Source organism: Elusimicrobiota bacterium, assembly GCA_026388155.1.
Taxonomy (GTDB): Bacteria; Elusimicrobiota; Elusimicrobia; order Elusimicrobiales; family UBA9959; genus UBA9634.
In genome coordinates this window covers 168,522-189,618 of the sequence record JAPLKI010000016.1, presented here as the reverse complement: position 1 = coordinate 189,618, position 21,097 = coordinate 168,522, and the positions used below count along the sequence as shown (strand labels likewise).

The window sequence follows — 21,097 nt, the reverse complement described above, 5'->3', positions numbered from 1 at the left end:
TTTTTGTCGGGAAAAGGTATCGGTGCCTTTTTACACTGTTCGCGCGCCGGCTCACTGGCCCGGCAGAAACACTTTCGCATCCGGATTGGGGGTGGTTTCCCCCGGAACGATTATTTTGGCGTCCGGGTTCGGGGCAGCCTGACCGGGGATGATTATCCGGGCATCCGGATTGGGCTGGGCCTGGCCCGGCAGTATCAGCCCCGGCCTGGGCATCTCCGCCGGCTTGCCCGTCCATTTATCCACTTTGGCGGCCACCCATTTGTCAGCGGAGTTTATGGCGTTGGAAACCGGATTGTTGGAGAGATTTATATTGATCCTGGGGTCCATGCCCATGCTGATGTCTTTTGTCATTACTCTGGTCAGGATGCCGGGCTCGTTCTTGCCTAGCATGAACTTATTAAAACTGCTGAGCTCTTCGGGCGGCTTCTGGTAAGGCTTGCCGTCGGCCCCCAGTATAGTGGACTGCTCCTTGCCGGTGAAGGCGTTCTTCACCTCCTTGACATTAGCGGCCAGCTTGAAGACGCCGCTTACAGTCTGGGGGGATTTGAGTGCGTTAGCCGTCAGGTCGGTGACGGCGGCGTAATACCTTTCTTTGCTTTTGGGGTCGTTCTCGTCGAAGGCCCGGTAAGCCTGCACGAACTCCACACCGGAAGCCCCTGTATTGTAAACCCCTTTCACGGCCAGGTAAGAGCTGTAGGTCTTGCTCGCAATATTGCCCACCGTGCCGGCCTTCTCGGCGACTTTGGAGAGGGCCGGGCCGCCCAGAGGCGCCGTTATGAGCGAAGTGGCCACGCCGTTGGAGAATTCCACTCCGCCCTGCAGGACCGCGCCCAAAGTGGGTTGGCCCATACTGGCCATTTCCTTACCCACATTCTGGATATTATGGTCTTCCTTGACCTCCAGCCTGGCGTAGCCCTTCTCGTAATTGTCGCCGATGAAATTCTTACCCAGATTCCGGCTGACATCGTTGCCGTAGAAGTTGGACTTGGCCCGCTCCATAAACTCGTCCTGCAGGTTCTTGTCCGCCCAGCCAAGCGTGCCCGCGCCCGCCACGGCCAGGGCCGAACTGGTCAGTTGCACCGTGCCCTTGCCCAGTGTGCCCATGGCTATGCCGGTCTGCCCCAGTATGTTGGGACTGGAATAGAGCGTTTGAGTGCCGGTCTTGATATTTTTTATCGCGGCTCCGGTGTCGGAATTGTAGCGGTGCACGTAATTATCCGCTTCCGCGCCGTAACCGGTGAACCAGTTCCCGGTCGTCCGGCTTTCGGCGTAATAACTGTCCAGCACATTGTCGCCCGAGAACCTGAAAGGTTTCAGGTACGGCTTCTTGTTTATGTCCTCGTTCTTTCCGGCAGAGCGCAAATTAATATCCAAGCCGATGTTGTTGGCAAGACCGGCACTCTCCTCTTTGGAGAGTGTCGTCCACTGTCCCAGCACCTGCTTTTTGTAGCCGTCCGCCGTCAGGATATTGGCCTGGTAGACGGTGTTGCCCTTGTCGTCCTTTCCGGTGATAATGCTCACCTGGTCATTGGGGCCCGACTGTTGATTTACCTGGGCTATGAACTGCTTTAGCGGCCCGGTCCGCGGCGCGTTCCCGCCGGTCATGACGGAAGCGGCGGCCTTAGCGGCCTCGCCGCGCTGGTTCTCGGGCAGACGCTTTATGGCGTCCATGTCCACCTCAAAGCCGGCGCTATGGCCGTCTATCTTTGTCTCAAAAACATAATCGCCGGAGCGGGCTTTAACGGTCTTTATGTCCAGCTCCATTTTATCAATCACCAGGCGGCCATCCACCACCCTGCCGCTCTGTTTGGGATAGCCGTCCTTTCCGGAGAGGGACTCAAGCTCGAACGTGCTGCCGCCCTTGGCATCCGTGAAAATGGTCCTCTTTATTCCTTCCTTGTCCAGCACCACCGCCTCTATCTGGGAACCGTCCGGTTTCTTAACCCTTGAGGCCGCCGCCTTGCCGTCGTCTCCGTAAACCTCCAGCGCCACGGTGCCGTCGGGCCTGTGCTCCTCGGTCCGGAAAAGCTTGCCGTTGGGGCGCCGCTCAGCCACGTTCACGGTGCCGTCTTTGGAAAGCCGCTGCTCTATCACCCGCTTCTCGCCCGAAGGGTCCATAACTTCGTTCACGCGCACCTGGTCGTCGAAGCTCTGAAAATGCGAGAGCCCCTTATCGTCCGTGTAGGAAAGACCGCGGGCGCCGTCCAGAGAGCCTTCCGGTCTGCGGCTTATTACGACTTTCTGGCCCGGAGGCAACTGAAGGCCCAGTTCGTCGGAGGTAAACTCCGCGCCGTCCTTAAAATCGGCCATGCGGGAGCGCATGAAAAGCTGGGCGTCGGCTTCGGTTTTTCGCGCCTTGAGATATTGCGGGTTGTTCATGTAGAAGTCGGCCAGCTTTTTGCCGGACTCGTCATATTCCTGCCCGTGCTCCTTTATCCAGTTGGCCCGCTCCGCGTCCGTTTTCAGGCCGGCATACCCGGCGTCAAACGCGGCCTTCCTGTCCACGAGGGCCTTTTCGGCCTGTCCTTCCTGGGAATTGTCCATAAGCCTGGAGACGGAAGTGTTCCATTCGCCAAGAGCTTCGGAGCGCTGGTCCACGCCGTCCAAACTCGTCGCCGCGCTCTTTTTCCCTATCATTTTTTCTATATTTCCGGCAACGTTCACGTATTGTTCTTTTTCCGAGGCGTTCTTTGTCTTGCCGGCCAGATCCATAAAATCCTGGCGCTTCTTCTCCAGCCAGTCCGTTTTTGCGTCGGCCGCGATATTCAGCTTGGTTTCCCGCAGGTGCGGAGCCGCCAGCGTGGGTGAGAGCTTGTCCACGGCGGACCACATGCCCAGCTTTATGTCATTGGAAGTGATGAAAGGCTTGCCGTCATTACCCGGCTGGGTTTTAAGGCCGACCGCCGCGGACGCGTTATCCGACGGGATGGCTGTGCCGCCAATGCCGGGAACCACGGCCCCCGCCGGCCTGGAGAGCGGGCGGGAGCCGGTCTCTTTAGGACCTGAAAGATAGGCCGCGCCGGTCCTTCCGGCGGACGGGGCGTCCGCTTTAAGCTGCGTGGTGTAATTGCCGCGCTCTTCCGGGGAAAGCCCGTCGAAGAAGCTGCTCATCATCCGGTCGCCCTTCTGGGGGTCCATGGCGGAGAACTGCTTTATGGCGTTGAATTCTTTTTCCTTGTCGCCCATAGCCCGGGCTTTTTCCATGAGCTTAAGCTGCTGCTGCTTTTCCCGCTCCACGGCCTGGGGGTCGGCGTTCTGATAGCCAGCCTGCCCGGAGACGGCGGCCTGTTGCTGCTTCTCCATTTTTTCCGCGATCCGCTCAAGTTTCCGGAGCTCATCTTTGTAGCGGTCTTTTATCGCCTCCGTTCTTTCGGCGGCGTAAGCTTTAAGGTCCAGAAGCTCCTGCATATCGTCCGGCTTGGGCTCGCCCTTCTCCAGTTCCTCCACCGTTTCAGAGAGTTTCTTCTGGTATTCGGCCAGCTTCTTTATCTCGCCGCCGGTTTTGGCCAGGCTGTTGTTGTAATCAGCATAGGCGTCGGCGGTGATGACAGGAGTGGACACGAGCTGGCGGTATGCGGAGTCCGTCAGGTCCAGGCGGCTATACAGCTCTTCGAAGGTGAGTTTAAGCTTGCCCTTTATTTCCTGGGAGTCAATGCCGGACGGCTCCGCGAACGCCGACGCGGGGAATAAGGCTAAAAATATATATATAAATAGTTTTTTCATAAAATTCAGAAGTCTCCTTAACCAACGCTAAGATGACGCAATAGTATACATACGGAAATGGTTTTTTTCAACCCCTCTGGGGGGTCGGGGGCCGGACCACGAACGCAAGGCATTTAATATCCGGCAATTTCAGGTAAATAGGCCTTACAGCGCCAGAGTCATTATCCAATCGTAGAGATAGAGGAAGGGGAAGAAAATCAGAGTGGTGAAGATTATGGACTGTGAAACCAGGTCCGCGTCGAAGTCAAACTCCTTTGCTATCACGAAATTCAGCACCGCCACCGGCATGCACGCCTCCAGATAGCCCACCCGCGCCGCCCCGCCCTTAAAACCCAAGGAGTAGGCCAGCAGCAGATAGAATAACGGCAACACCAACAACTTCAAGCCTGCGATAAACGAAAGCTTCCCTATATTGCCGGAGACGCTCTTGCCATAAAGGCTAAGCCCTATCGTAAAAAGGGCCAGCGGCAGGGTCGTTTTGCCGATATCGGAAAGCACCGTCTTTGCTAGCCCAGGGACCGGTATGGCAAACCATGATATCGCAAGTCCCGCCACTGAAGCCCAGAGCACAAGGTTATGCAGGACTATCTTCTTTAAACTTGAGATGCCGGGGCAGCTTCCCTCGCATATCACGTGTATCAGCAGGAAGCCAAGCGTGAATATCACGATATTCTGGAGGGAGCCCAGCACGGCGGCGTAGCCTATAGACCACTCGCCCAGACGCATAGAAACCACGGGGAAACCGAGATACACCGTATTGCCCAGTACCGCTACTATCACTATAGTCCGCGCCAGCCGCCAGTCCAGCACACGCGCCCGCCATAACCCGGTTATTACCGCCATCAGCGCGATTATAGGAAACGTGTTTACCAGCAGGAAATCAACGCCAAGGCCCTTAAGAGGCGTATCCACTATCTTCACGAACGTCAGGGCCGGCAGAGCGGCGTAGTAAAGATACTGGTTGAAAGCATTTTCCGCGCCGTCCGGTACCAGGTCGTACTTGCGGAACAGCCAGCCGATGGCCATGACAATGAAGATGTTGGCTATGATAGAAGTCATAAATTAAGGCTGAAGGCGGAAGGCTGAGGGCTGAAGATTTTTAGGCACAACTTATTAGTTTGTTTTGTTTCATCCTAAGCTATTTACTCTAATTCCAAAATCCTACTTAAAAAAAAGCAGCACCATCACCTGCGCTGAAATTATGCGCAGTATCATTACAAGCGGGTAGACTGTGGCGTACGACATGGCGGACAGGTTTGACGGGGCCATAGCGTTGGCAAAGGCTAAAGCGGGGGGATCGGTCATGGAACCGGATAAAACACCGCACAGAGACATATAGTTAAGCTTATATCTGGCCTTGGCTAATATCCCGATAAAAAGGATGGGGATAACCGTAAGAGCGAAAGCCAGGGCCATTATGGTAAGGCCATTGCCGTGGACTATGGTCTCAACGAACTTTCCGCCGGACTTTAACCCCACGCAGGCCAGGAACAGCACAATACCCAGCTCACGCAGCATCAAATTACCCGCTGGCGGCATGTACCAGTTAAGCGGACCGATAGTCTGCGCGTAGCTCAGGCATATTGCCGTTATAAGCGGCCCGCCGGCAAGCCCCAGTTTTATAGGTGAAGCAAGGCCGGGCACTGAGAATGGAATAGACCCGAGAATAACGCCCAATGCTATGCCAATGAAAGCCGGGACAAGCTGCGGGTGATTCAGATCCTTCGGGGAATTGCCCAGCATGGCCGCGGCCTTCGCCACCGAGACCTCTTCTCCGACTATAACAACGTTATCCGCGAATTGCAGCACGTACTTATCTGAAACTATAAATTCCACATCGGCGCGGGAAGCGCGGGTGACCGCCACATTATACTGGGATTGCAGTTTTACTTCTTCGAGGGTTTTTCCGATGACCGCCTTGCGGGTTACTATAACGCGGGAATTTATTATGCGGCTGGGCAGTTCTTTAAGGTCTATGTCGCTTTTTGACCCCACCACCAGTATGAACTTGGCTACATGCTCTTCACTGCCCACGGCCAGCACCACATCGCCCAGATGGATGACGGTGTCATCGTGCGCTATTACCAGCTGACCGTCGTGATAGACGCGGGAAATTACGACATTCAGCTCGGAGAGTGAGGGGATGTCTTTTATCTTTATGGCTTCCAGATTCTTGTTTTCCACTTTTATATTGGTATTGGTCAGGCTGGAGCCGGCTTTTTGTTCATGGACATAGCGCATGTCTTCCTGCGCCTCGGCGCGGAAAATGCGCTTTATAATTATCATCGTGAGTATGACGCCGAGTATCGCTCCTGGATAGGCCAGGGCATAGCCCACCGACGCGCTGTTGGCCGCTTCCGGGCTGATACCGCCAAGGGTCTGCTGGGCCGCGGCCAAAGAAGGCGTATTGGTAACGGCGCCCGCGTACATACCCACAGCCGTGGGTATGTCTATGCCGAAGAACTTGCTTATCAAAAAGGTTATACCGATGCCGCCAAGAACTACGGCCGAGGCAAGCAGGTTAAGCCGCACGCCTTCTTTGCGCAATGAGGAAAAGAAGCCCGGTCCCACCTGCGTGCCTATGGAGTAAACAAAAAGTATCAGGCCGAAATCGCGCAGAAATTCCAGCGTGTCGTGATTAATGTCGACTCCGAAATGTCCGAAAAAAATGCCGGAAAATAAAACCCCGGCTATGCCGAGGTTTATGCCGGAGATCTTAATATTGCCTAGGGCCAGCCCCACAGCCGAGACCACCATTACGGCGAAAACGGACCAGGCCACCGACTGAGGCGAGAAAAGCACATTGAAGAATTCCATACTATAATTTTAGCAAAATATAAAAAGGCATCTATCTTTTCCTTTTGGCCGGATTATAGCCGGGGTGATGCGGTAAACTGACTCGCCAACCGCCTTTTTGGTATCATAGCCTTTAAAGCGCCTCAATCCCGGCAGGGTTTTTTAACGGAGAAACCATGATTTCCAAAGCTGAAAGCCGCAATCCCTGGCACTTTGTGCCTACCATCTATTTCGCAGAGGGGCTGCCTTATGTGATAGTAAATTCGGTTTCCGTCATACTCTATAAAAACATGGGCGTTTCAAACGCCCGGATAGCCTTCTGGACCAGCTGGCTCTATCTGCCCTGGGTCATAAAAATGCTCTGGGGGCCCATGGTGGATATGTACGGCACGCGCCGCAAATGGACGGTATATACTCAAGCTATTATGGCTTTCTGCCTTGCGGCCGCCGCCATGTCGCTTGGCACGCCGCATTTTTTCACCATTTCTCTTGCCGCTTTTGCAGTAGCGGCCTTCGTCTCGGCCACCCACGACATAGCCGTGGACGGCTTCTACATGCTCGCGCTTACCAAGGAGGACCAGGCCTTCTTTGTGGGCATACGCTCCATGTTCTATCGCTTCGCCATGATTTTCGGCACCGGGTTCCTGGTATATCGGGCCGGGCAGCTGCAGGAGGCGTTTTGCAGCGTACCGGACAGCTGGGCCATAATGCTGCTGGCGCCCGCCCTTATTTTCCTGATACTTTTTATCTATCACCGCTTTATTCTGCCTTATCCGTCCGAAGACATCCCTAAGGCCAAGGCGGAGCCTTTAACCATCCTGCGCTCAATAGGGACTCTTGCCGCGTACCTGCTTGCGGCAGGAGCCCTGGTATGGCTTTTCAATTCACTCTCGGGCCTCTGGCAGAAACTGGGACTTGCCGCCGCGCTTACCGTCGCGCTGGTAATTATCTGCCGGAAATTTATTTTTCCTTATCTCAGGCGGAAGATGGCGGCCGAGGGAAGTTCTTTCAACGAGGCTTTTATCTCTTACTTCACGCAGGACAGTATCGGCTATATAATCGCCTTTATCCTGTTTTACCGCTTCGCCGAGGCTATGCTTTTAAAACTTACTTCGCCGTTCCTGCTTGACGCGTCCGTAAACGGCGGGCTTGGCATTTCAACTTCCGAAGTAGGCATTATGTACGGAACCGCGGGCATGATAGCGCTTATAACCGGCGGGCTGCTTGGCGGCTGGCTCATTTCACGCTACGGTTTCCGCAAATGCCTGTGGCCCATGGTTTTCGCTCTGCATGTGCCGGATGTATTCTACCTTTACATGTCTTACGCGCAGCCGGCAAAATGGATAGCCTATGTGCTGGTTTCAGCCGAACAGTTCGGCTACGGGGTGGGCTTAACCGCGTTCACCGTCTATCTTATGATGATCTGCAGGGGAAAATATAAGACCGCGCATTTCGCCATTTCTACCGGCATAATGGCTTTGGGGATGATGGTGCCCGGCATGATAAGCGGAAAAATTCAGGAAAGCCTGGGCTACAGGCATTTCTTTCTGACGGTATGCCTGCTCACGATACCGGGAATACTGGTTATTTTAAAGCTTCCGATAAAGGAAGATGAAATAATGCCGGCTTAAGGCTGAAGGCTTAAGGCTCACAAGGGAATTTTCTCAACTTCAGCTTGGAGTAACAGCAACTGCAATTTTCGGGGTAAACGCAAATAAAAACCGCCCGCCTTTCAAAAAGGCGGGCGGTTTTTATATTTATCCGATCAACGTCTTAATTCGTGATTATTTACGGCCTATTCGCACTTAATGCACTGCACCGGGCAGTTAGTGGCGGCGGTCTTGCAGGAGTCTTCCTTGCCGGCCGGGACATCGCCCTTTGCAACGGCTTTCTCGCCTTTCATCTCAAACACTTCAGGGCAGTCGCTGGAGCAAAGGCCGCAGCCTATACAGGCATTTTCATCAATAATAGCTTTCATTTTGACCTCCGTTAAAATGGCACAGTAAAATCTTCTACACTATTATACTTAAAACCGTTATTTCAGGCAAAAAGTTACGGGAACAGCGATAGTTGAGAGTGGATAGTGTAGAGTGTAGAGATTTAAAGGAGTTTGTGATTTTTCTCTACACCATCTACTCTCCACTCTACACTTTTTTTATCCTATGCGTTTCTCCGTAAGCTTATCAAAAAAATGCATGTTGGCGTAATTCAGGCAGAAGGGCACGGCGCTGCCGGGGGCCTGGTTGAAGAACGCCTCAACTATGGACACCAGGCGGGTTTGCCCGGCTTTTAAGTAAAGATTCTCCCTGTGGCCCAGCAATTCGCTTACCTCAAGCACCGCCTGGAGTTTTTCAGAACAGTGTTCGGTCGCCTTGCCTCCCACCAGCACATCGTCCGGGCGCACGCCAAGCACTACTTCCCGGCCGTCAATCGCTTCCGCTTCGCTCAGCACGAAACCCGGCACGCCTATTGAAAAATCCTCGCTTTCAAAAACAGCTTTTCCGGCGGTCATTGACAGGCGGCCGCTTATAAAATTCATAGTGGGGCTGCCTATGAAACCCGCCACGAACAAATTCGCCGGTTTCCTGTAAACCTCGATGGGGCTGCCCACCTGCTGTATAATTCCGTGGTTCATTACCACAATGCGGCCCGCAAGCGTCATGGCTTCCACCTGGTCGTGAGTGACATAGATGATGGTGGCGTTAAGGCGCTGATAAAGCTTGGCTATTTCAACGCGCATCTCCTCGCGCAGCTTGGCGTCCAGATTTGAAAGGGGCTCGTCGAACAGAAACACTTTGGGCTTGCGCACTATTGCCCGGCCTATGGCCACGCGCTGACGCTGGCCGCCGGAGAGCTGCTTGGGCATTCTCTTGAGCAGCTTGGTCAGCTGGAGGATGTTCGCGGCCTCGGTGACGCGCCGGTGTATTTCAGCTTTTGGAGCCTTCCGGAGGCGCAGCGCGAAACTCATGTTCTCTTCCACGGTCATGTGAGGATAAAGGGCGTAATCCTGGAAGACCATGGCTATCTGACGCTTGCTGGGGTGCATATTGTTGACCAGGACATTATCGATATATATATCTCCGGCGGTTATTTCCTCAAGGCCGGCCAGCATTCTCAAAAGCGTGGTCTTGCCGCAGCCGGAGGGACCTACGATAACCACAAATTCGTGGTCGCGTATTTCCGCATCCACCCCGTTCAGGATCAGGTTCTCGTTAAATTTTTTTGTGACTTTGGAAAATTTTACTTCAGCCATAAGTTGGACCTCTTTTAAAAATACTCATTTGCCGTAAGCCGTAAGCCTATGGCGGATAGCGCTTCGCGCTATCCTTTTACACTGCCGAGCGTGAGGCCCGATATCAGCCACTTGGACGAATACAGGAACACCATGAGCACAGGTATGGTGACAAGCATGGAACCCGCCGCGAACATGCCCCATTGGGTTATGTACTGGCCCTGCAGTTCAAAAAGCCCCAGGGTCCAGGTGTACTGTTTGGCGCTGAACAGCACTACTCTGGCCACCAGATACTCATTCCAGGCAGTGGTGAAATTGAAAAGAAAAGCGATGCTTAATGCCGGCGTTGAAAGCGGGAGTATTATGCGGTAGAACGCCCCCAATTGGCTGGTACCGTCCACCAGCGCCGCTTCCTCAAGCGAGCGGGGGATGGTATCGTAATAACCTTTGAGTATCCAAATACTGAACGGCAGCGAGGATACGGAGTAGGCGATGATCATCCCAAGATAAGTGTTCATAAGCCCGAGTTTCATTATCATCAGGAACAAAGGCAGGATGAGCATGCCGGCGGGGATCATCTGAGTGGAGAGCAGCAGTATCATGCCGCCCTTTTTCCCGCCGAACTTAAACCGGGAGAAAGCGTAAGCGGCGGTGGAGGCCAGGCTTACCCCGATAAACGAGGTGGCCACGGTAATGAGGAGCGAATTCCAAAGCCAACGCAGGAACAGCGTCTCTTTGAGCAGCCGGACATAGGCCTCAAAGGTTGCGCCGACAGGTATGAGCGAAAGATCAGTGGATATCAACTTGTCACCGGGGCGTATGGAAACGGAGAAAATGCGCAAAAGGGGGTAAACGCATATAACCACGAAGGCGATGATAGCCAAATGGACAAGCAGGAACTTAATAGTTTTTTTTCGTCTGTGGGCCGAAGCTTCTTTGTTCATAATTTTATTTATTTGCCATATGCCCTGGACAAGACTGCCATACGCTTTAAGCCATAAGCCGTAGGCTTGCAGGAAACTCCTCAAAGCTTATGACTTAAGGCATACGGCCTACGGCACTTTCAGCCTTCGCGCTATTATCTCTCTTCCTTCGCCGCGTCAAAAGACTTCAGGTAGAACACAGAGATAAAAAACAGTATGGCGAAAATTACTATGGCGAAAGCCGCTGAATAACTGTAGCGATTATATGTAAAAGCCGCCTTATACAGAGCCGAAACCAGTATATCGGCCCGCTCGGTGCCTCCCGACTGGCCGGTGACAAGGTAGATCACATTTATGTTGTTGAAGGTCCAGACCGTGCCGAGCGTTACAGCCGGCATAAGCACCGGGCGTATAAGCGGGAGTGTGATAAAGCGCAGCTTCTGCAAATAGGAGGCCCCGTCTATGTCGGCGGCGTCGTAATAGGAACTGGAAATAGACTGCAGCCCGCCAAGAATCACCACCATCATAAACGGAATGCCCAGCCAGATATTGATGAGCGTGCAGGTAGTGAGCGGGTAATTGCTCAGCCATTGTACGGGCCCGACGCCCAGACGGGCCAGCAAAGGATACGCGGCAGCAAGTTTTACTAGCATAATATTGATGAACCCGTACTGCGAATGGAACTCTCCGCGCATGGCCAGCACCGCCACCACCTGGGGCATGGCCCATGGGATAACGAGCAGCGTGCGGTAAAAGCCCTTAAAACGGATATGGTTGTTAAGCAGAAGCGCCAGCGCGAACCCGCCGGTGACATGAAAAAACACGTTGATGAAAGTCCACCAGAGCGTGCGCCCCAAAAGTGCCCAGAAGGTTACTTCGGAAAGCGGCGAGGTGGTAAAAACGTTCACGTATTGTCTGAGACCCACAAAAGGCAGTAAGCCGGTATTCTTCCACTGCATAATGGTGGTAAGTTTCAGGTCGTGGAAAGAAAGATATATCTCAAAAATAAAGGGATAAACCAGCAGAAGGGCCAGACCGATGAATGCGGGGGCAAGCAGCAGATAGGCGAGCGAGTTCCTGCCCTTAACTATGTGCCGGAAAAACAGAGTTATAAGCGCTTCCGAGGCCAGGAACCACAGGAACGGCTTGACGGGGTCCGCGGCCAGCCCCAGGCAGCGGCAAAGCGCGGCGGCGGCCAGCGGGAACCCTATAAGCGCGACCGGGAAGAACCAACGCCGGTCGTAAAATTTGAAATGGTAATAGAAATAGCCCTCTATAAGCGCAATACCGGTGAGCACGATAAGCGCGAACCACAGGACTTCGTATATGGAATAGAGTATATCCATAAAAATCAATATCGCTTGTTTACCATCACTGCCATAAGCCGTATGCTTTAGGCCATATGCTTTTAAAGAGTTCCTAAAATCGCCTCTAGCTTACGGCTTAAAGCTTATGGCAATCTTTCTGCCTATGGCCTATGGCTTAAAGCTTATGGCGATCATAGCGCTTTGCGCTATGATCATCTGTTCATCTCCGTTATTTTCTCCGCGGCGTTTTCCTGCATCTTCCGGGTCGCGTCCTCAACGCTCAGCTTCCTCGAGGTGGCAAGGCCCAGGTAATTCCTGGCCGAATCCCAAATAGCGCGCATTTCAGTAGCCATGGACATGGGCCTGCCTTTTGAGATCTGTTCCATGGATACACGCGAGACATCGGTGCCGGTTATCTCAGGCGCCTTTGAGGCTTCCGCGAGCGCCGGCAGGCGCTGAAGCTCTTTAAACTGCCTTATCTGGTTCTCGCGGTTGGTATAAAATTCCATAAGTTTCTGTATAATACCAAGCTTCTCCGGCTTCACGCCGGAGCTTATCATGAAATATTTGCCGCTGACCATAGGGGCGGGCCAGAGCCCAGTGGATGAAACCTTCGGGATGAGCCCCAGGCCGAAATCTTTTTTGAAATGCTGCTGATAGCCAGAGATGGCCCAGTCGCCGTTTATAATAAAAGCGGTCTTGCCTTCCTTGAACAGCGAATCCATGCAGTTGTAATCGCACTCCGGCGGGGCGTATTTCTTAGTGAATTTGAGGTCCAGGTAGAAGTTGATGGCGGAGCGCATGGCGGGAGTGTCCAGCGTCGGGGTCTTGTTGTCTATAGGCCAGCCGCCGAAAGCCGCCAGCCAAGGCATAAGCCAGAACGGCTCTCCCATGTCAAAAGCCATGCAGAAGTCCAGCTTGTAGGCTTTGGCGTCCGTGGCGCAGAATTTAAAAAGCTCGTCGGTATCTTTGGGGGCGGTCTTAGCGTACTTCCTGTTGAAGAAAAACATCAGGTGGTTGCCGTTAGAAACAGGCACGCCCCAGATCTTGCCGTCAAGGGTGATGGCCTGCATCACGGCCTTATTGTATTTGGAGGCGTCTATCAGGCCGTCCACCGGGCGGATGAAGCCTGAAACGGCGAAAAGGCCGGCGGTGTCGGAAGGGCACATGATAAGGTCAGGCGCAACGCCCGCGAGCGAGGCCGCCTGGAACTGGGAGCGCAGGTCCTCGGTCTGATAATGGGTCCGCACTATCCGGATGGCTTTATTTTCCGGAAGCTTTTGAAAAGCGGTTAAAACAGAATCTATATAGGGGGCCACCTGCGCGTCTTCCTGCTCCCAAAGTATTATGGTGGAGGCGTCAAGGGGGGACTTCGGCCTTGAACAGGAGCACAAAAACAGCATGACCGGCAGCAATGCGAGCGCATCGGCGAAAAACATTCTTTTCACAGGGACCCCAAACCACGGTATGCGGTATTCAGCTACCGATAACCGATTACTGATTACCGCTGTTCTGCGAACCTTTTGAAACATGCGTAATAGCCGCAAGCAGCGCTACCAGCACGGAAAGTTTTAAAGCGGTCCACCAGGAGATTTTTTCCGCCACAAGGCCCGCGGCCACGGCTCCGGGAAATAAGCCCGGCACTGTCCACATCCAGAACCATTTTATAAGGAAAATACCCAGGACAAAAATACCCGCCACCCAAAGGATCACGGTGGGAATTCCAAAAAAAACCAGATTGCGGAGTTTCATACTGAAATTCTAACAAATAAACAGTCCGCGGCGACAGGGGAATAAAATGCGGGAATAAAATGCGGACTTTTAGGTATAATAAATTACGCAGTCTAAAGGACGGAGGGAGGATACTAATGAAAAAAACGATAACGGCAGCATCCCTGTTTCTGTTGCCGGTTTTCAGCGTTTTCGCCCAGGAAGCCCCAAAACCCCAGGCGCCGGAAACGCCCCAGGCGCAGCAAGTAGCTGCGACTGAAATTAAAGTCGAGAAAATAGCCACCGCGGCCTCGGTGGAGAACCGCGAACCGGTGGGTGAAACCGCGACTTTTGATAAGGCCGCGGAGAGGGTTTACACCTGGACTAAAATAACGGCGGCCAATACCCCTGTCACGATAAAACACGTCTACTACTTTGGAGAAAAGAAAGAATGTGAGGTCGAACTCTCCATAAAATCAAGCCCATACAGGGTATGGAGCAGCAAAGCCGTGCGGCCGGGCAACTGGAAAGTTGATGTAACCGACGAAACAGGCAAGGTGCTTTCAACAGCCTCCTTCTCCGTTTCACCGGAAAAACCGGCTGAACCGGCAAAGGAAACCGCCCCCGCGCAGCCCGCAGGCAAATAGACATTATCCGTCAAACCCGCCAAAGTAAACTTTGGCGGGTTTTTTTCGTCCCGCAGGCTGGTGAAATGAAAAAAACCGATTCCGGTCTTAAAACCTTCTGGCAACAGAAGGCCGGGCATTACCCGCTCCCGTTTGAAAGAAAAACAGCGGCGCGCACAGCGCGCATAGTGCGTATGCTTGAAAACATGGGGGTCGATTTTAACGGCCGTTCGCTTCTTGACATCGGCTGCGGCACCGGTATTTACGGGCTTTTTCTGGCGGGCAGGGCCTCACGGGTTTTGGGCGTTGACTCATCCAAAACAATGTTGAGTAAATTCCGCGCCCAGACCGGCGCCCGTAAGATAAAAAACGCCGCCTGCCTGAACGCCTCCTGGCAGGCTTTCAGGGCGAAACACGGTGAATCCCGCTTTGACATAGCGCTTGCCTCCATGAGCATGGCTGTGCGAAGCCGGGCCGATGTGCTGCGCATGGAAAGAATGGCGGAGGAACACTGCGTTTATATCGGCTGGGCCGGGAAAAAGAAAAATGCATTCATGGAGCGTATTTTCGCGGAACACGGGCTTGCCTACAGCTCCCCCGACGGAGGGGGAAAAATCATAAAAGTCCTCAAAGGGCTTGGCAGAAAACCGGAAATAAGATTAATAACCGACAACTGGTCCTGGAACGGCACTTGCAAAGAGGCAATGACGGACGTTTTGGCGCATCTGAAATTAAACAACGCCCGGGTCAGGCGGCAGTGGCTTGAGGAATTCATAAAGACCCGTGTTCACAACGGGCGCATCTCCCACAAAATACTGGCCCGAAAAGTCCTGATCGTCTGGCGGCCGCCCGGCCCGAAAAATATCACCCGCTGAAATAGCGGGTGATATTTTTCGGGAAGGCTGAGGGCTGAAGGCTTAAGCCTTGCATTCAATCAGCCAAGCAGTTCCCGCAGGCGCGCGACTTCCTCCGGCGTGCCAAGCGCCACCAGCACTTCGCCCTTTTTTATTGTCCTTGAAGGCAGGGGATTTATCTCGTAGCCTCCGTCCGCCCCGCTTTTAACGGCAACAACCAGCGCCCCCGCCTTGTCGGCCCCCTTGAAGGCTGCAAGTGTTTTGCCGTTGGCGCCGGCGCCGGCTTCAATATCCTCAAAACGACAATTGACGCTTTTGCCGCGCATCATTGAGTCCAAAAACTGCACTGTGGCCGGGCGCGTCATCTCCGAAACCATGCGGAGTCCCCCTATATGGGAGGGGCTTATCACAATGTCGGCGCCGCTGCGCGCCAGTTTTTCCTGCATTTTAGGGTCGTTTTCGTTCTGCACGGTAACGATTTTTATACCCTGGGCGAGCCCTCTGGCGGTAAGCGCTATAAAGGCGTTGTCTTTATCATTTTTTAGGGCGCAAAAAATACCCCTGGCTTTTGAGATTGAGCATTTAAGCAAAGCCTCGTCGGTGGAGGCGTCTCCCGCCACGACGCAATACCCCGCATCCATGAATTTCCTGACCTCTTCCTCTTTCAGCACGATCAGAGCAAAAGGCCGGTCGGTTTTGGATAACTCCTCGCATATGCTTATCCCCGCGTGCGTGGCGCCGCAGACAATGTAATGATCTTTAATGTGTTCCAGCGTGTTTTGCATTTTTATTCTCCTGAAAACATCCTTCAGCTCACCCTCTATCAGGAGGGCCGTGATGCTTGAAAAGATATAAGTCATCGTGCCTATGCCGCCCAGAATAAGAAAGATAGTAAATATCCGGCCGTTCTGGGACAGCGGATGAACCTCACCGTAACCTATAGTGGCCAGCGTTATTACCGTCATGTACAAACTGTCGAGGAAATCCCATTTCTCAATTAGGACGTACCCGATCACGCCGGCCGTGAAAAGAATCAGCAGGGCGCTGAAGGTGGTAAGGATCCTCTGTTTTATGTCTTTCATAGCTTGTAACTGCTTAGGCGGACAAGTACCAGCAAATAGCGAATAGTAGTAGCGGGAAAAACTTTACTATTAACTATTTGCTATTTGCTTTCTTGCTATTTGTTACTTCAGCCTTCAGCCTACCAGCTTGCCAACGGGTAACGCCGCTATTTTTTCCAAGCCGGGTTTTTTCTCGCATTCTTTTTCAAAGGCCTTGTCGCGCATAGTATTGCGATAACCCATGTTCTGGAAACTGTACTGGAACTTGGAGTGCACGTCGTAATTTCCCTTCAGCAGGCCGGCCGCGTCCTCCACAAACACCCGTTCTTCGTCCGTGGGAATCACAAAGACTTTCACCCGCGAGTTATCGGCTGAAATAAGGGTTTCGGCGTTCCGGGTTTTTGAAAGCGCGTTCTTGTTTTCATCAAGGGTTATTCCAAGCGTCTCAAGGCCGTCGAGCGCCTTAGCCCTTGTGACGGCGCCCTTTTCACCGACTCCGGCCGTGAAAACCACGGCGTCTATTCCGCCCACGGCGGCCGCATAAGCGCCGATATATTTTTTTATCCTGTAGGCTTCTATTTCCATGGTAAGCGCCGCGCGAGCGTCGCCTTTTTCGGCCGCCATTTCAACGTCGCGCCTGTCGGTAAACTTGCCGGTAATGCCCAGAATACCTGATTTTTTGTTCAGGAGCGAATCCATCTCGCGCGCTTTCAGGTTTTCCTTATCCATCACAAAAAGCCCTATTGCCGGGTCGTGGTCTCCGGCGCGGGTTCCCATTACCAGCCCTTCAAGCGGGGTGAAACCCATGCTGGTGTCGTAGGAAAGACCGTTTTTTACGGCGTTCACCGAAGCTCCGTTGCCTATGTGGCAGATGACCAGATTCACGCTGAAAGGATCCTTGCCAAGCAGGACCGCCGCGCGCTTAGCCACATAAAGGAAAGAAGTGCCGTGAAAGCCGTAGCGCCGTATGCCGTATTTTTCGTACCAGGCGTAAGGCAGGGCGTAAACATAAGACGATGCCGGCATGGTCTGGTGCCAGGCCGTGTCCATTATGGCCATGTGCGGCACGCCCGGCATAAGGTCGCGAGCCGCTTCAATGCCTAAGATATTAGGCGGATTATGCAGGGGAGCGAGCGCTGCCAGTTCGCGGAAAACGTCAAGGACTTTGTCGTCTATTAAAACCGATTTTACGAATTTCTCGCCTCCATGGACCACTCGGTGTCCTACGGCTGAAATGCCTTTCAGGTCCTTGATAACGCCATGAGAGGGGGAGGTGAGCGTGTCAATAACCAGTTTTATGGCCTCTTTATGGGAAGGGCAATCCTGTTTTATGGTCACTTTTTCTTTGTGCGGGACTTCATGCGCCACGAAAGAATCGGTTATGCCCACTCTTTCCACCACTCCGGCCGCGAGCACCGTTTTTTTCTCCCAGTCAAAAAGGGAATATTTTACAGACGAACTTCCGCAATTAAGGCAAAGTATTTTCATGTTTTTTCCTCGGAAGCATACTTATAAAGAGCTTACAGCGATGAAGCACAACGAGTACCGCAATATAATGAGTAACTACGGCAATAACAAACGGACGATTCCGGCATTTTATGTCTTATCACCGCTATCTATCTTAATCGCTGTAATCTCGTCTTTATTTTACAAAATAATACGGCATGCGTTTTTTTGATATACTGAATTTACATCATGAAAAAAAGGGTGATTGTTAAATATATTCTGGCGATCGCGATAGCGTTGGCGGGGGTATCTCGGGTTTTCAATTACTTTCACTCCATGAACGCCGCCGAAGTCATCCGTAAGCTTGCAGCCCTGCGAATTTCGCTTGAGCTTTACCGCCTGGACAAAGGCCGCCTGCCCGTGCATTTTTCTGACGTTGCGGTGAATGGGAATCTTGAAGCGGTGCCCGATCTTAAGCTGAAGCGCCACTTTAAATCCTCCACTGTAAAGAACGTCCCCTATTACAAAATAACCGACTCCGGTTCCTGGGCTTACGTGAACGACCCCAAAAGCCCCGATTTTGGCCTGGTATTCATAGACTGCTCCCACGCCGATGAAAAAGGCCGGGCCTGGAGCGAGTTCTAATAACAACAGAGGCTAGCGGCTAGGGGTGAGGGTAGGAGTACCTTCCCTAAACCCCTCTACCCTAGCCCCTAATCCCTGCCGCTTTCACACTTCCAGCGCTTCCTCATAAAGACGCAGCAGAAGGTTGCCGACAACCGGAAGCGACATATTGTCGCTTATATAGTCAAAAGCTATTCTTGACATTTTGTGGCAGGCCGGCGGATTTAAGATGAGAGTTTCTATCGCATCGGAGTAGGATTCTACGCTGCGCGGCTCAACCAGCAGACCATTGTGCTCATGCAGAGTAAAGTCACTAAGGCCCCTTAGACGCGGCAGAACGCAGGCCACTCCCGAAGCCTGAGCCTCAATAAGCGACATTGACAGGCCGTCGCGCCAGCTGGTTTTAACAAAAATATGCAGCATGGCCATTATTTCCGGAATATCGTTGCGCGCCCAGAGTATATCCACCTTGTGGCTGACGCCAAGCGAACGCGCCATCTCGCGGATCCGCTCGTCTTTAATGCCTACTATCATGAAATTTGTATCCGGCAGTTTAGTCAGCACCTTAATAGCCACTTTCAAAAAAAGCTCCTGCTCTTTAAGCGTCGGGTCCATGCTTACGGTGCCCACTTTGTAGGGGCGTTTGAGAAACATGGCCGGTTTTATGAGCATGGCGCTTTCCCAGCGCCCGATCTTGATGGCCGGCGGCACCATGAAAACTTTGCGCTGGTCGATTCCGGCGCGCAGAAAATCCTCCTTCGCTGAATTAGACGCGGCCACGAATTTGTCCACATAAGGTTCAAAACCGGCCAGTTTTGCAAAAGTCCCCTGATTGCCGAGTTTCAATTGGGTAATGAATACTTTGGAGGATGCCACTGCCTTTTTTAAGAGAAGCGCCGTGAGAGAAGCCGGATTATAAAAATGAGTTATGTCATAGCCCTTCCCCTCAAAAAAACCCAGTCTGGCCGAAAAGGTAAGCGGCACCGCCGCAAGATGATGTCTCAGGCATTCGGAATAAAGCTTGGAACTTTTAGGGCACATTACCACCGCGTTATGGCCTATTTTTTTGAAATAAACCGCCGTATACAGGGCCTGGTAAGCCACTATGTCAAACTCGTCAGAGTCGCAAATATTAAGAATGTTCATTTTGCAGGCCGGTTTGTAAGGCGCTCTTTCGGCTCCACAGCGGGTGTTGTGCCGGGAGCGATCCGCAGCAGAGCCAGTTTTTTCAGCTCTTTTTTTGCGTTAGACGTGTAGAACGGGTCTTTTGAGGTTTGAAGCATATCGGTATATAAAGCGGCGGCCGCGGCGTAATTGCCGGCCTTCTTGTTCAGAAAAGCGGCCAGCTGTTTCAGCATTACCGGGCAGTCGTGCTCGCGCACCAGCGGGGCGATGATTTGTGCCACTTTCGCGGGCTCAGCGGACTTGCTGTAACCAATAGCGGTAAGCATAGTTAGGAACTTCCAGTCGCGCGGCGTGTTTGCAAGCGCGTAGTTTAAAATATTCTCCGCCTCCTTTGGGCGGTTCATGTTGAATGCCAGCGAGCCCGCTGAGTAAAGCACGGCGTTTTTGAAATAGGGGTCCAGGGCCGCTATGTGGCGGGAGAGAGACAAGAACTCGGGGTATTTGCCTTCGCCGAAACGAGGGCCGCCGGGACATTCCCCATCCTCGTCGGGTTCTTCGCCGCCGGGACAGGGTTCATGGGAGCCGTAATACTGCATCAGCCTTATAAACCACAGATCCGCAAACAGCCTGCGCGCGCCCAGACTGAGCGCCAGCATATCCTCAAGCGCGCTATGCCTTACCTCGCGCAAAGCGGAAGGAGGCGGGAACGCCGGAGCCGGGCGTACGAGTGAATAAAAAAACAACAGCCCCGCAAAACCAAGCGCGGCTGCCGCATAAAAAAACTTTCTCATAAAGAACCGTGCCCCTAAAACTCTTTCTTTCTGAAAAGCAGGACCGCCGCCCCGTAAGCGGCAAGCGCCCAGAGCGCGGCGTAAGAAATCTGAAACCAGGCGCCGGGAGCGGCGGCCAAAGGCGCGTCCCGCAGGTTATAAAGCTGCAAATCAGGGATCAGCCAAGCCGCCCCTTTAAGTAAGCGGCCGGAAAAACCGCCGGTTTTTTCAATAAGAAACCTGGCCTCGGGCGTGAAGTGCCCGAGCGTCCAGATTATGCCTGAAATAACCATGGTGGATACCGGCGAGGTTGAAAAAAGCGAAATGAAAAGCGCCAGCGAGGTTATGATGACTATCTTCAGCCAGACGCACGCGAGTATCTGGAAATACGCCGGCCCCGGCGGAAAACCGCGCAGGGCCAGCAGGCTTAAGTGTATAGCGGCCATCACTGACAGCATGAAAGCGCTGAGCAGGTAAAGGCCGGCCGCTTTGCCAAACAGGTAGGCGGGCTTTGAAACCGGCCTTGAGAAAACAAGGTAAATGGTTTTAGTTTCCACCTCGCGGGGTATTGCCATGGCCGCGTGAAAAAGCGCGTAAGCGAGCGTCATCAGTTCCATCAAACCCAGGCCCAGGTCGGATAGCACTCTGGCTTCCTCGTCCATCGCCATCACGCCGGCAAGCAGCGAGGCGTAAATAGCGCAGACGGCAAAAATCACAAAGATAGTGAAGAAGCGGTTTTTAACGCTTTCCCTGAAAGTTTCAGCCGCCACGGAACGCGCGGTATAAAAAAAATCAGGGGATAGCGAATAGCGAACAGCGAATGGGCGGGGAGAAGAAACAGATTCGGAAACATTTTTCAGGGGGTTCATAAATTTTCCAAGTGGATTCCCGCCTGCAACA

At 53.0% G+C, this 21,097-nt stretch carries 18 protein-coding genes; 4 read left to right on the top strand and 14 right to left on the bottom strand.

The features are described 5' to 3' along the window. Positions 1–51 precede the first annotated feature (51 nt). From NTX59_07050 to NTX59_07040, 3 genes are all read right to left on the bottom strand, one after another. A complete protein-coding gene (locus tag NTX59_07050) occupies positions 52–3,723 on the bottom strand; it encodes a hypothetical protein (GenBank protein MCX5785428.1) in 3,672 nt (1,223 codons plus the stop codon). A 144-nt stretch (positions 3,724–3,867) separates the two neighbouring features. Continuing rightward, positions 3,868–4,782, bottom strand: a complete 915-nt coding sequence (locus tag NTX59_07045; protein MCX5785427.1) for an AEC family transporter — start codon at positions 4,780–4,782, stop codon at positions 3,868–3,870. A gap of 102 nt (positions 4,783–4,884) precedes the next feature. After that, entirely contained in the window at positions 4,885–6,540 is a 1,656-nt protein-coding gene (locus NTX59_07040) for a putative transporter (protein MCX5785426.1), read from the bottom strand. Between the two features lie 155 nt (positions 6,541–6,695). Between NTX59_07040 and NTX59_07035 the strand changes: the two genes are divergently transcribed. Then, on the top strand, positions 6,696–8,150 hold the full coding sequence (locus NTX59_07035) for an MFS transporter (protein MCX5785425.1): 1,455 nt from the start codon (positions 6,696–6,698) through the stop codon (positions 8,148–8,150). Between the two features lie 164 nt (positions 8,151–8,314). Here NTX59_07035 and NTX59_07030 read toward each other — a convergent pair whose 3' ends face one another. The 6 genes from NTX59_07030 to NTX59_07005 form a co-directional block, all read right to left on the bottom strand. After that, the gene (locus tag NTX59_07030) at positions 8,315–8,497 is read right to left on the bottom strand and encodes a ferredoxin (GenBank protein ID MCX5785424.1); all 183 of its coding nucleotides are present in this window, start codon (positions 8,495–8,497) and stop codon (positions 8,315–8,317) included. A 177-nt stretch (positions 8,498–8,674) separates the two neighbouring features. Continuing rightward, positions 8,675–9,772 carry a sn-glycerol-3-phosphate ABC transporter ATP-binding protein UgpC gene (gene ugpC / locus NTX59_07025; GenBank protein ID MCX5785423.1) on the bottom strand — a complete coding sequence of 366 codons (1,098 nt, stop codon included), beginning with the start codon at positions 9,770–9,772 and terminating at the stop codon, positions 8,675–8,677. 68 nt (positions 9,773–9,840) lie between these two features. Beyond that, on the bottom strand, positions 9,841–10,695 hold the full coding sequence (locus NTX59_07020; GenBank protein ID MCX5785422.1) for a carbohydrate ABC transporter permease: 855 nt from the start codon (positions 10,693–10,695) through the stop codon (positions 9,841–9,843). Positions 10,696–10,829: 134 nt separating this feature from the next. Further along, positions 10,830–12,020, bottom strand: a complete 1,191-nt coding sequence (locus NTX59_07015) for a sugar ABC transporter permease (protein ID MCX5785421.1) — start codon at positions 12,018–12,020, stop codon at positions 10,830–10,832. A gap of 173 nt (positions 12,021–12,193) precedes the next feature. Next, positions 12,194–13,420: an extracellular solute-binding protein gene (locus NTX59_07010; GenBank protein ID MCX5785420.1), complete on the bottom strand. Its 1,227-nt coding sequence runs from the start codon at positions 13,418–13,420 to the stop codon at positions 12,194–12,196. A 55-nt stretch (positions 13,421–13,475) separates the two neighbouring features. Beyond that, a complete protein-coding gene (locus NTX59_07005) occupies positions 13,476–13,733 on the bottom strand; it encodes a hypothetical protein (GenBank protein MCX5785419.1) in 258 nt (85 codons plus the stop codon). Positions 13,734–13,849: 116 nt separating this feature from the next. Between NTX59_07005 and NTX59_07000 the strand changes: the two genes are divergently transcribed. Both NTX59_07000 and NTX59_06995 read left to right on the top strand, forming a co-directional pair. Further along, positions 13,850–14,338, top strand: a complete 489-nt coding sequence (locus NTX59_07000; GenBank protein ID MCX5785418.1) for a DUF2914 domain-containing protein — start codon at positions 13,850–13,852, stop codon at positions 14,336–14,338. A 65-nt stretch (positions 14,339–14,403) separates the two neighbouring features. Continuing rightward, positions 14,404–15,192 carry a class I SAM-dependent methyltransferase gene (locus tag NTX59_06995; GenBank protein MCX5785417.1) on the top strand — a complete coding sequence of 263 codons (789 nt, stop codon included), beginning with the start codon at positions 14,404–14,406 and terminating at the stop codon, positions 15,190–15,192. Positions 15,193–15,251: 59 nt separating this feature from the next. Here the strand turns inward: NTX59_06995 and NTX59_06990 are convergent, their stop codons facing one another. Further along, positions 15,252–16,253: an NAD-binding protein gene (locus NTX59_06990; protein ID MCX5785416.1), complete on the bottom strand. Its 1,002-nt coding sequence runs from the start codon at positions 16,251–16,253 to the stop codon at positions 15,252–15,254. Positions 16,254–16,367: 114 nt separating this feature from the next. Beyond that, positions 16,368–17,720, bottom strand: a complete 1,353-nt coding sequence (locus NTX59_06985) for an acetate kinase (GenBank protein MCX5785415.1) — start codon at positions 17,718–17,720, stop codon at positions 16,368–16,370. A 207-nt stretch (positions 17,721–17,927) separates the two neighbouring features. Here NTX59_06985 and NTX59_06980 point away from each other — a divergent pair, with 207 nt between their 5' ends. Further along, the gene (locus tag NTX59_06980; GenBank protein ID MCX5785414.1) at positions 17,928–18,323 is read left to right on the top strand and encodes a hypothetical protein; all 396 of its coding nucleotides are present in this window, start codon (positions 17,928–17,930) and stop codon (positions 18,321–18,323) included. An 84-nt stretch (positions 18,324–18,407) separates the two neighbouring features. Here the strand turns inward: NTX59_06980 and NTX59_06975 are convergent, their stop codons facing one another. From NTX59_06975 to NTX59_06965, 3 genes are read right to left on the bottom strand one after another with little or no spacing between them, the layout of a single operon-like run. Continuing rightward, positions 18,408–19,448 (bottom strand): glycosyltransferase family 4 protein, encoded by a 1,041-nt coding sequence (locus NTX59_06975; protein MCX5785413.1) that lies wholly within the window; start codon positions 19,446–19,448, stop codon positions 18,408–18,410. Then, on the bottom strand, positions 19,445–20,218 hold the full coding sequence (locus tag NTX59_06970) for a hypothetical protein (protein ID MCX5785412.1): 774 nt from the start codon (positions 20,216–20,218) through the stop codon (positions 19,445–19,447). Before NTX59_06970 ends, NTX59_06975 begins: the two co-directional genes overlap by 4 nt. Before the next feature lie 14 nt (positions 20,219–20,232). After that, positions 20,233–21,066 carry a hypothetical protein gene (locus NTX59_06965; GenBank protein MCX5785411.1) on the bottom strand — a complete coding sequence of 278 codons (834 nt, stop codon included), beginning with the start codon at positions 21,064–21,066 and terminating at the stop codon, positions 20,233–20,235. Between the last annotated feature and the right edge of the window lie 31 nt (positions 21,067–21,097).

Bases quoted from the DNA above. Each gene is read 5' to 3' on its own strand.
- NTX59_06990 (MCX5785416.1), bottom strand. From the start codon at position 16,253: ATGAAAGACATAAAACAGAGGATCCTTACCACCTTCAGCGCCCTGCTG.
- NTX59_06975 (MCX5785413.1), bottom strand. From the start codon at position 19,448: ATGAACATTCTTAATATTTGCGACTCTGACGAGTTTGACATAGTGGCT.
- NTX59_06985 (MCX5785415.1), bottom strand. From the start codon at position 17,720: ATGAAAATACTTTGCCTTAATTGCGGAAGTTCGTCTGTAAAATATTCC.
- NTX59_07010 (MCX5785420.1), bottom strand. From the start codon at position 13,420: ATGTTTTTCGCCGATGCGCTCGCATTGCTGCCGGTCATGCTGTTTTTG.
- NTX59_07050 (MCX5785428.1), bottom strand. From the start codon at position 3,723: ATGAAAAAACTATTTATATATATATTTTTAGCCTTATTCCCCGCGTCG.
- NTX59_06980 (MCX5785414.1), top strand. From the start codon at position 17,928: ATGAAAAAAAGGGTGATTGTTAAATATATTCTGGCGATCGCGATAGCG.
- NTX59_06995 (MCX5785417.1), top strand. From the start codon at position 14,404: ATGAAAAAAACCGATTCCGGTCTTAAAACCTTCTGGCAACAGAAGGCC.
- NTX59_06965 (MCX5785411.1), bottom strand. From the start codon at position 21,066: ATGAACCCCCTGAAAAATGTTTCCGAATCTGTTTCTTCTCCCCGCCCA.
- NTX59_06970 (MCX5785412.1), bottom strand. From the start codon at position 20,218: ATGAGAAAGTTTTTTTATGCGGCAGCCGCGCTTGGTTTTGCGGGGCTG.
- NTX59_07035 (MCX5785425.1), top strand. From the start codon at position 6,696: ATGATTTCCAAAGCTGAAAGCCGCAATCCCTGGCACTTTGTGCCTACC.
- NTX59_07020 (MCX5785422.1), bottom strand. From the start codon at position 10,695: ATGAACAAAGAAGCTTCGGCCCACAGACGAAAAAAAACTATTAAGTTC.
- NTX59_07015 (MCX5785421.1), bottom strand. From the start codon at position 12,020: ATGGATATACTCTATTCCATATACGAAGTCCTGTGGTTCGCGCTTATC.
- ugpC (MCX5785423.1), bottom strand. From the start codon at position 9,772: ATGGCTGAAGTAAAATTTTCCAAAGTCACAAAAAAATTTAACGAGAAC.
- NTX59_07040 (MCX5785426.1), bottom strand. From the start codon at position 6,540: ATGGAATTCTTCAATGTGCTTTTCTCGCCTCAGTCGGTGGCCTGGTCC.
- NTX59_07005 (MCX5785419.1), bottom strand. From the start codon at position 13,733: ATGAAACTCCGCAATCTGGTTTTTTTTGGAATTCCCACCGTGATCCTT.
- NTX59_07030 (MCX5785424.1), bottom strand. From the start codon at position 8,497: ATGAAAGCTATTATTGATGAAAATGCCTGTATAGGCTGCGGCCTTTGC.
- NTX59_07045 (MCX5785427.1), bottom strand. From the start codon at position 4,782: ATGACTTCTATCATAGCCAACATCTTCATTGTCATGGCCATCGGCTGG.
- NTX59_07000 (MCX5785418.1), top strand. From the start codon at position 13,850: ATGAAAAAAACGATAACGGCAGCATCCCTGTTTCTGTTGCCGGTTTTC.